Below are 6355 nucleotides of genomic sequence, written 5' to 3'. Positions count from 1 at the left end.
CCCTTCGGGGCGGTTTTTTTACATGGCACGAAAGACCAAACATTTGTTATCAAATAGTAAATAATGAGTGAGCTAAAAGTTGCTTAACGAAAGCAAAACAGAAAGAAAAAATTAATCAGGTGAGGAGCAGGCCATGAATACAGTACGCAGCGAAAAAGATTCGATGGGGGCGATTGATGTCCCGGCAGATAAGCTGTGGGGCGCACAAACTCAACGCTCGCTGGAGCATTTCCGCATTTCGACGGAGAAAATGCCCACCTCACTGATTCATGCGCTGGCGCTAACCAAGCGCGTAGCGGCAAAAGTTAATGAAGATTTAGACTTGTTGTCTGAAGAGAAAGCGAGCGCCATTCGGCAGGCGGCGGATGAAGTACTGGCAGGACAGCATGACGACGAATTCCCGCTGGCTATCTGGCAGACCGGCTCCGGCACGCAAAGTAACATGAACATGAACGAAGTGCTGGCTAACCGGGCCAGTGAATTACTCGGCGGTGTGCGCGGGATGGAACGTAAAGTTCACCCTAACGACGACGTGAACAAAAGCCAAAGTTCCAACGATGTCTTTCCGACGGCGATGCACGTTGCGGCGCTGCTGGCACTGCGCAAGCAACTCATTCCGCAGCTTAAAACCCTGACACAGACGCTGAGTGAAAAATCGCGTGCATTTGCCGATATCGTCAAAATCGGTCGAACCCACTTGCAGGACGCCACGCCGCTAACACTAGGGCAGGAGATTTCCGGCTGGGTAGCGATGCTCGAGCATAATCTCAAACATATCGAATACAGCCTGCCTCACGTAGCGGAACTGGCTCTTGGCGGTACAGCGGTGGGTACTGGACTAAATACCCATCCGGAGTATGCGCGTCGCGTAGCAGATGAACTGGCAGTCATTACCTGTGCACCGTTTGTTACCGCGCCGAACAAATTTGAAGCGCTTGCGACCTGTGATGCCCTGGTTCAGGCGCACGGCGCGTTGAAAGGGTTGGCTGCGTCACTGATGAAAATCGCCAATGATGTCCGCTGGCTGGCCTCTGGCCCGCGCTGCGGAATTGGTGAAATCTCAATCCCGGAAAATGAGCCGGGCAGCTCAATCATGCCGGGGAAAGTGAACCCAACCCAGTGTGAAGCATTAACCATGCTCTGCTGTCAGGTAATGGGGAACGACGTGGCGATCAACATGGGTGGCGCTTCCGGTAACTTTGAACTGAACGTCTTCCGTCCGATGGTGATCCATAATTTCCTGCAATCGGTGCGCTTGCTGGCAGATGGCATGGAAAGTTTTAACAAACACTGCGCAGTGGGTATTGAACCGAATCGTGAGCGAATCAATCAATTACTCAATGAATCGCTGATGCTGGTGACTGCGCTTAACACCCACATTGGTTATGACAAAGCCGCGGAGATCGCCAAAAAAGCGCATAAAGAAGGGCTGACCTTAAAAGCTGTGGCCCTTGCGCTGGGGTATCTTAGCGAAGCCGAGTTTGACAGCTGGGTACGGCCAGAACAGATGGTCGGCAGTATGAAAGCCGGGCGTTAATCTGCAACATACAGGTGCAGCCGTGGAATGATCAAACGAAGCGGCTGCGCCTGAGGTTTATAACGGTGCTGCACATTGTCGGCATCGTAATTTAACAACTCACCAACGTCCGGCACGCCCGCGCCATTATCCCGATTAATCAGTGCAATCAGTGGTGTAGGGCAGGCGTGTTGGACTTGTTTTTGATCTCCTTTGTACCAGACGCGGGCAATCGGCTGCACCTTCACTGGACGTTTGATTTTTAACTTCGCGTTCTGTGGCAGGGCAGCGATATCCTGATACTCTCGCTCCAGTTTTCTTTGCCACTCCTCGCGCGTCCACGGTGTGACACTGCGTGGTGATTTCAGGCTTTTTTCCAGCTGTGCCAGGACTTCATCACGATGCAAATTCTTAATGATATGTTTATTAGCCCAACCAAAGCGTAAAGTGGCGGGGTCGTGCAGAACGGTGAGCGTGCGGTAAGCATTAAGGGTGATCAGCCCCGGCAAATGACGATGCACCCATTCAAAACGTGCCGCGGTGGGGAGTTCTGATTCAACCGTGACGATATGCTCGAACGTGGTCTTGAGTTTATTGATGTGCTGAATATGACTGACCAACGCTGCTTGCGAAAGGTTATCGACCTGGTAACACAACACGCCAGGCAGACGGACAGCGGCCTTGCTGCTGCGATTTTCGGACTGTTGTTGAATAAATAAATGGCGGAAATGACGCAACGCCAGCGACTGCGCGTCGTTGCCGAGATGTTGTTTTACCTCAATACGATTAAGCGGATTATGCTCATCCTCTTTTTTTACCTCCGGCAAAGAGAACACGCGGGCAACCAATAGCTTGTGTTGCTCAAGATGAGCGGCAAATGTAGCCAGCTCTTGTTCCATCTGGCGAAAGGTAGTGTTGAGTCGGTCTACGAGATCGTAACGCGCCATAATATTAACCACTTTAGTTACAACATACTTATTTTATAGCACAGTCGTGGTGACTTGACCATCGTGCGCGTAGTGTCAGGCAGAGGTAAATTGCGGGATGTTATGCCATAACGGCCAGCTAAACGAGAAGCGAGCACCACCCAGTTCGCTGATGTCACAATTAACCGTACCGCCCATTGCCAGTGCTATAGAGTGGACAATTGCCAGCCCCAGCCCGCAGCCGCCGGTTGAGCGATCCCGGCTGGGATCGAGGCGAACAAAAGGTTCAAAGATATGTTCGCGGTTTTCTGGGGCAATCCCTGGGCCATCATCCTCAACAATTAATGTCGCTCTATTCCCCGACAGTAGCAGGCTGGTTTCAACCGTTGAATGGCAGTAGCGCAGGGCGTTATTGAGCAAATTATCCAGCACGCGCTCCATTAAGCGCATATCCAACGCCGCATAATGGCCTTGCATGAGCGTTTTTATCCGTACCGTTTTATCGGGCGTTACTGCCTGAATATCTGCCAGATGCGTTGACAGCCACAACGGCAGGTCTGGTTCGCTAAGATGAAGCTCGTTTTGTGGGCGATCGAGTCGGGCATAAGTCAGCAGCTCTTCAATTAAAGCTTCAAGTTGACTGATATCACGATTCAACGCCTGGGATTCGGCGGCGCTCAGGTTATCGCTCATCTCCAGTCGATAACGCAGGCGCACTAACGGTGTTCGCAGTTCGTGAGCGATACCGTCAATAAGCTGTTTTTTGCTGGCAATTAAGGCGTTGATATTGTCCGCCATCTGGTTAAATGCGATACCAAGTCGTTCAAAGCTCGAACCCTCATCAAAGTGGATACGTTCATTGAGATGCCCATCGCCAAATCGTTGCGCCGCTGCTTCCAGTTTTAACATATCCTGCCAGTGCGGACGCATCCAGATAAACACCGGAAAGGCGAGGGAAATAGCAATAAAAGCGATCAGGGCGATATCCAGCAATCGCATTTGATGGAGGTAATAAAGATAAGGAACAGGACCAACTGCCAGCACGTAGTGGCTGCGCGGGATACGCTGCAAAAACGTGTACTGATCGTCCAGGGCGACAATTTCGCCGCCACGCAGTCGGTGCATGGAAATATCATCAAGATGGTATTTACTCAGTGGCTCGACACGCAGATCGAAAGAGAGATTTAAATCCATCTCTTTCAGCGTCTTACCCCAGTCGTGTGGGGGGATCTCTCGCAATTCGCTGCGCATCAGATACAGCGAACTGTTCATCAAATCATCCAGCGACTGTTTGCCCGCGCGTTCGGCGGTAAATTTGTACACCAGCCCAACCAGCAGAGACATCACAAGGAAGCAGACAAACAATAACAGGTAAAACTGGATAAACAATTTTTTCATTGGCATCGCCCGCAACAGAATACTATTCGTATTAATTCACGACTGTGGAGCAATGTAAACTGCCAACTGGATAAGACCTTGTTTGGAAGATAATGTCCGGAACAGACGGATGTATCCCCGGCGTATTCATATTCAGTAAATTCAATTTTCCACCGGGGCTTGTTTATTATGCTAAGGTTTAATTTAACGTGACGCTTTGTTGTTCTTTAGTCTCTCTATCCTTAAGAAGACGGGCTGATATTACACCGGACATTATTGAACCATTCACATTAAGCGCTGTTCTTGCCATATCAACGATCGGCTCTATGGCAATAAAAATAACTACTAATGCGACAGGGAAATTAAGTGTTGAAAGGACAATCAGCGCCGCGAATGTCCCACCACCACCTACGCCTGCTACCCCTATTGAGCCAAGCGCGATGGCAGGTAAAAGAGTTGCGAGGAATTGCAATGAGAAGGGATCGATACCCATTGTTGGAGCAATCATCGCCACCATCACGGCAGGATAAATCCCAGCGCAGCCATTTTGTCCCATGCTGGAACCAAAAGACGCTGCAATATTAGCAATCGTATTTGGAACCCCCAATTTTTCCAATGCAGAAATAGCCAGAGGAATTGAAGCCGCACTACTGCGAGAAACAAACGCAAAGGTAAGTACTTGCCAGACGGTCTTGTAATAGTTAACGGGGTTTTTACCTATTAACAGCAAAATGCCCGAGTGAACAATAAACATCACAAAAACGGCCAGATAACAGGCGACGATGAACCCGAGCAAATTGGTAAACTGTGAAAGCTGATACGTTGAGAAGACTTTCGCCATTAGTGCCATTACCCCATAAGGCGTCAGCGCAATGACAATACGGACCATTTTCATTACCCATATTTGAATCGCGTTGATCCCCGCGCTCAATTTTTCGCCCTCTGCTGGTGCATCTTTCTTTACTTTTAACAGCGCAATACCAGCAAGAATTGTAAAGATGACGATGCCAATAACCGAAACACTTCTTGCCCCGGTCAGATCAAGGAAGAGGTTGGTTGGGATCAATGACGTAATGAGTCGCGGTAAAGATACCGCAGCTGTTTTCGAGACGTCATCGCTGGTTAAAGAGGATTGCATATGACCAAAGGCGCTGGCATCAAGGCCAATTGCACTGGCAATAGCCAGGCCAACTAAACCTGCAATCATGACTAAACACAACATACAGGCAACAATAGTTAAAGACATCTTGCCAATACCAGCGCTATTTTCGAGCTTATTAATCGCTGAAAGAATCGAAATGAATATGAGTGGAACGGCAACAAGTTTTAATAAATTAACATAACCGTTACCAGCAATATTATACCATTCGATAACGGTTTCACTGCTTGTCTCAGGAATGAAATGCAGGGAGATACCAATGATAGCCCCCAGGAAAATCGCGATAAAAACACTTTTGGAAAGGGATTCGCTCTTTTGGTCCGTTTTGAAAATCCCCCATGAGCAGATCAAAAAAAGCACAACATATGTGAAAGTTGTAACCGTTTTTTAAGCCTCTTGCCTCATTCAGCACCTGAAATGCCGGAAAGAGTTTGTTGTAAAAAATCTGCGCCATAAGACGCAGGGACGAGGCGATTATAGAGAAATTTTTTCTCATATTCATATCAAATGTAGGGGGTTTGGAATTTGAATAAGCTCTTATTAATTGAATTCGTTAATTGTTCTCTTTTTCAGATGAACAAATATTAGTCATCTGATTGTTTATTGTCACTATCCCATGCATGAGGCGCAAAAAGATAGCCTTTGTTACGCACAGTTTTAATGCGATAAGGTTCTGCGGCGTTATCGAGCAGTTTTTTTCTTAACCGCGAAATAGCCACGTCCACGCTACGATCCAGTCCGTCATAACTGACGCCGCGTAAATTTTTCAGCAATGCATCGCGGTCCATGATTTGCCCGGCATGCGTAGCTAGTTCCCACAATAATTCGAAATCAGCTGTCGAGAGCGAGATTTCAGTGTTAGCCAGGATGACTACGCGGTTGATGGGGTCGATAGTTAACGTGCCGAAATGCAGGGCTTTGTAGGGAGTCAGAGACGTTTCCTGAAGACCTTTGGTCAGTGTGGCTTGCTCATTCTGACGCAAATGCAAACGTAAACGCGCTAGCAAAACAGCAGGGGGCGTCGTTTTGAGAATATAGTCGCAGGCACCCATTTCCAGTGCCAGGATGTGGTTCATATCGCTATCGAGAGAGGTTAGAAGAACAATCGGTCCAGACCACTTTGCGCGTAAATCACGACAAATGGTCATGCCGTCCTTGCCTGGTAGCATGATGTCGAGTAACACCAAATCCGGATTTTCTCGCAAAATGGTTTCTTCGGCCTGGTCGCCGCGCGGTTCTACGGTAACCTGCATATCATGTTTTGCCAGGTACGCGGCAATCAGTGAACCGACTTCCGCATCATCTTCCACAAATACGATAGTGTTCATAACATTCACGGTAGATATAAAAACGTCACAATACACCGCGCTGTTTTTA

5 protein-coding genes are annotated in these 6355 nt (G+C 48.4%); 1 reads left to right on the top strand and 4 read right to left on the bottom strand.

The window, feature by feature from the left end; genetic code table 11:
- Positions 1-133 precede the first annotated feature (133 nt).
- Positions 134-1537 (top strand): class II fumarate hydratase, encoded by a 1404-nt coding sequence (fumC, locus tag ACUU1M_RS09400; RefSeq protein ID WP_001099125.1) that lies wholly within the window; start codon positions 134-136, stop codon positions 1535-1537.
- Here the strand turns inward: fumC and tus are convergent.
- The 4 genes from tus to rstA all read right to left on the bottom strand — a co-directional run bounded on the left by tus (position 1534) and on the right by rstA (position 6306).
- Positions 1534-2463 (bottom strand): DNA replication terminus site-binding protein, encoded by a 930-nt coding sequence (gene tus / locus ACUU1M_RS09395; RefSeq protein ID WP_000135189.1) that lies wholly within the window; start codon positions 2461-2463, stop codon positions 1534-1536. The genes fumC and tus overlap by 4 nt on opposite strands.
- Positions 2464-2538: 75 nt before the next feature.
- Positions 2539-3840: a two-component system sensor histidine kinase RstB gene (gene rstB / locus ACUU1M_RS09390; protein WP_000732490.1), complete on the bottom strand. Its 1302-nt coding sequence runs from the start codon at positions 3838-3840 to the stop codon at positions 2539-2541.
- A 178-nt stretch (positions 3841-4018) separates the two neighbouring features.
- Positions 4019-5338, bottom strand: coding sequence for a cation:dicarboxylate symporter family transporter (locus tag ACUU1M_RS09385; protein WP_000898120.1), 1320 nt, complete (start codon positions 5336-5338; stop codon positions 4019-4021).
- Positions 5339-5562: 224 nt separating this feature from the next.
- Positions 5563-6306 carry a two-component system response regulator RstA gene (gene rstA, locus ACUU1M_RS09380; RefSeq protein WP_134799675.1) on the bottom strand — a complete coding sequence of 248 codons (744 nt, stop codon included), beginning with the start codon at positions 6304-6306 and terminating at the stop codon, positions 5563-5565.
- Positions 6307-6355: the final 49 nt, after the last annotated feature.

This window comes from Shigella sp. SIG6, assembly GCF_053555815.1.
The sequence above is the reverse complement of the archived record's forward strand: the minus strand, read 5'-3'. Positions and strand labels throughout refer to the sequence as shown.

What these genes read in the sequence shown, in the direction of transcription:
- fumC (WP_001099125.1), top strand. Translation starts at nt 134, where the DNA reads ATGAATACAGTACGCAGCGAAAAAGATTCGATGGGGGCGATTGATGTC.
- tus (WP_000135189.1), bottom strand. Translation starts at nt 2,463, where the DNA reads ATGGCGCGTTACGATCTCGTAGACCGACTCAACACTACCTTTCGCCAG.
- rstB (WP_000732490.1), bottom strand. Translation starts at nt 3,840, where the DNA reads ATGAAAAAATTGTTTATCCAGTTTTACCTGTTATTGTTTGTCTGCTTC.
- rstA (WP_134799675.1), bottom strand. Translation starts at nt 6,306, where the DNA reads ATGAACACTATCGTATTTGTGGAAGATGATGCGGAAGTCGGTTCACTG.